This window comes from Hydrogenophaga intermedia (assembly GCF_023715105.1).
Classification (GTDB): Bacteria; Pseudomonadota; Gammaproteobacteria; order Burkholderiales; family Burkholderiaceae_C; genus Hydrogenophaga; species Hydrogenophaga intermedia_A.
Genome location: NZ_JAMBNO010000062.1, coordinates 1 through 2,280 on the forward strand (window position 1 = coordinate 1; position 2,280 = coordinate 2,280).

4 protein-coding genes are annotated in these 2,280 nt (G+C 61.6%); 1 reads left to right on the forward strand and 3 read right to left on the reverse strand.

Translation table 11 applies throughout. The features are described from left to right. The 3 genes from M3149_RS22505 to M3149_RS22515 all read right to left on the reverse strand — a co-directional run. Nucleotides 1-277: transposase (locus M3149_RS22505; RefSeq protein ID WP_251711590.1), on the reverse strand; the 277-nt coding region annotated here is incomplete at its 3' end. Between the two features lie 464 nt (nucleotides 278-741). Beyond that, entirely contained in the window at nucleotides 742-1,185 is a 444-nt protein-coding gene (locus tag M3149_RS22510; protein ID WP_251711591.1) for a helix-turn-helix domain-containing protein, read from the reverse strand. Nucleotides 1,186-1,282: 97 nt separating this feature from the next. Then, entirely contained in the window at nucleotides 1,283-1,720 is a 438-nt protein-coding gene (locus M3149_RS22515; protein ID WP_251711592.1) for an HU family DNA-binding protein, read from the reverse strand. A 319-nt stretch (nucleotides 1,721-2,039) separates the two neighbouring features. Between M3149_RS22515 and M3149_RS22520 the strand changes: the two genes are divergently transcribed. After that, nucleotides 2,040-2,219, forward strand: a complete 180-nt coding sequence (locus tag M3149_RS22520; RefSeq protein ID WP_251711593.1) for a hypothetical protein — start codon at nucleotides 2,040-2,042, stop codon at nucleotides 2,217-2,219. The last annotated feature ends 61 nt before the right edge of the window (nucleotides 2,220-2,280 follow it).

Genomic DNA, 2,280 nt, shown 5'->3' on the forward strand with positions numbered 1-2,280 from the left:
GCACCGCCACCATCGACCCCGGCGATGGCACCCATTGGCGCGTCGGCTTCGCCCTGCTGCGCCACGTCCTGGACGTTTGACTATCCGCTGTCATCCTCGTCAAGAGGGTGTTGAGGCGACGCTTACCATGTTGCAGAGCCACCGCAGCGATCGATGCGCCGGGCTTCTGGCACATGGCCACCAGCTCGGCCTTGAACTGCGGAGTGTAGGTGCGGTGCGTGCGGCGCTGCGCATATCGCGGGGTCTGAGGGTCTTTGAGCATCGTGTCCACGTTCATGTTGCGTGCACACGATCTTGCTCAGACCGACCAGGTCATTCAAGATGGGTTTGCCACCCGCTTACCGATGCACGTCAGATTCAGCCGCCATCCTCAACTTCGCCGCCTTCGCCCAAGCCTGACGCACCAATGCCACCGAATGCATATGCGTCGATCAAGGGGCGGTCTCGATAGGAGCGCCTGCACAGAGCGCCGGAAAGCGGATGTCGCGAGTTGCTGGAGCGGCTGGACTCGTCACGCGTTAGGCTCATGCCCGCCAGCGCCCCGTGGGCTGGCTGGCGAACTCTAGTAAGTTGCACGGGCCGACCATGGGGTCGAGGGACAGCGGGGACGACTGGTATCCGAGGCAGCGGACATTCGCTGCGCGATTGCCGATCGACCGAGATCGGTCTGAATCGGGTGCCATGCCCGCCTTGCAACAAAGCGGCAGAGGCCATGCAGCGCGAGCAGTTCCCGCCGCCAGGTCAGTTGGCCTCGATGACTTTCCAAGCTTCGCGCTTGCCCATGCTCATGGCCGCAAAGTAGCGCTCGAGCATCGAGGCGCGCGGGGTAACCTGGCCGGATTCCCACTTCCACAAGCTGAGGGAGGAGATGCCAAGCAGTCGCGCCATCTGCGCCTGACTCATCCCCAGCGCCTGGCGCTTCGCCTTCAGCCGATCAGCATTGAAGCTTCGCTTGCGCCCAGGTCGCTCCATGTCCTTCTGCTCGACAACGACCGGGGCGGCGCGCATCACCGCCTTCTGTGCCGAGCGTAGCTGCGCGCCGAGCTCTTTGACTGTCCGCTTGAGCAAGGCTATCTCGGAACGGTGGGCAGTGACGGACTTGCGAAGCGCCGCTAGGTCCTCACGGACCTCCTTGCGAGCGATGCGCGAAATCTCTTGCTTGAGGGTTTGGGCGAGGTTAGGCATGCGCCCATAGTACTCAATTGGTAAACCGAGGGGAAAATTCAGAGCGCGCAGAAGAAAGGGCTCCCGTGGGAGCCCTTTGCGTTGAAGACCTTGCCTATTACAGCGCAGCGTCCTTCACCTTCTTGAAGAAGCGCGCCTTGACCTTCACCGATGCCGGCTTGGCCGCAAACATGCGCTCGACCTTGGTGAACGGATCGATACCCTTGCGCGCCTTCTTAGCCGGAACCTGCAGCGCGGTGATCTTGAGCACGCCGGGCCAAGTGAATGCGCCGGCACCCTTCTTGGACAGCGACGCATGAATCGTGGCTTCAAGCGAGCCCAGGACGCTCTTGACCGTCTTGGCGTCAGTGCCGGAGGCCTGCACCAGGTGGTTCACCAAGCTCGTCTTGTTGAAGGTTTCCTTGATCGGCTTCAGCACGCCGGCGCCCTTTGGCGCAGCTTTCACAGCAGCCTTGGGGGCGGCCTTCACGACTTTGGACTTGACCGCGGACTTCTTGGCGGCGGCCTTCGGGGCCGCCTTCTTTGCAGTTGCCATGCTTCGAGAGCTCCTGTTTTCATTGCGAATTGCCGCGCGAGACGAGCGGCGCCCGGAGTCTACAGGTCTAGCCACCCGCAGCAACACGCTGATTCATCCGCTTTGTGGTTACAGAAAGCTGCTGCCTGAACGGCAGGTCCGCTGCAGACTGTGAGTTGCCGTTCCATTCGACTCTGTCGATCGGCTGCTTTGTGTACATCGCCGACGCATGACTTTTGCGGCCGTTCTTTGGTTGCCCCGCCCTCTGCCTGTCGGGTTGCCCCGAGGGGTCGCTGAGGTTCACTACCGGGTTTACCCGAGGGGCTCTGAGGCTCGCTGATTGATCAAAACCGAGCCCGCGCTTGGCACATACGGCGCCACTGAGGCATCGGGCTACTCAGCTGGGGCCTGGCCTAAAGAAAACGCGCCAGACACCGATGTCCGAAAGACCGCATGGGTATTTCGGACCAACGTGACCGGTGATTTCGGCATCGTGACCGAGGATTTCGGCCTATCGTGACCAAGTCCATTTTCGGTTCATCGTGACCGGTCGTTTCGGCAACGTGACCGAGCATTTCGGT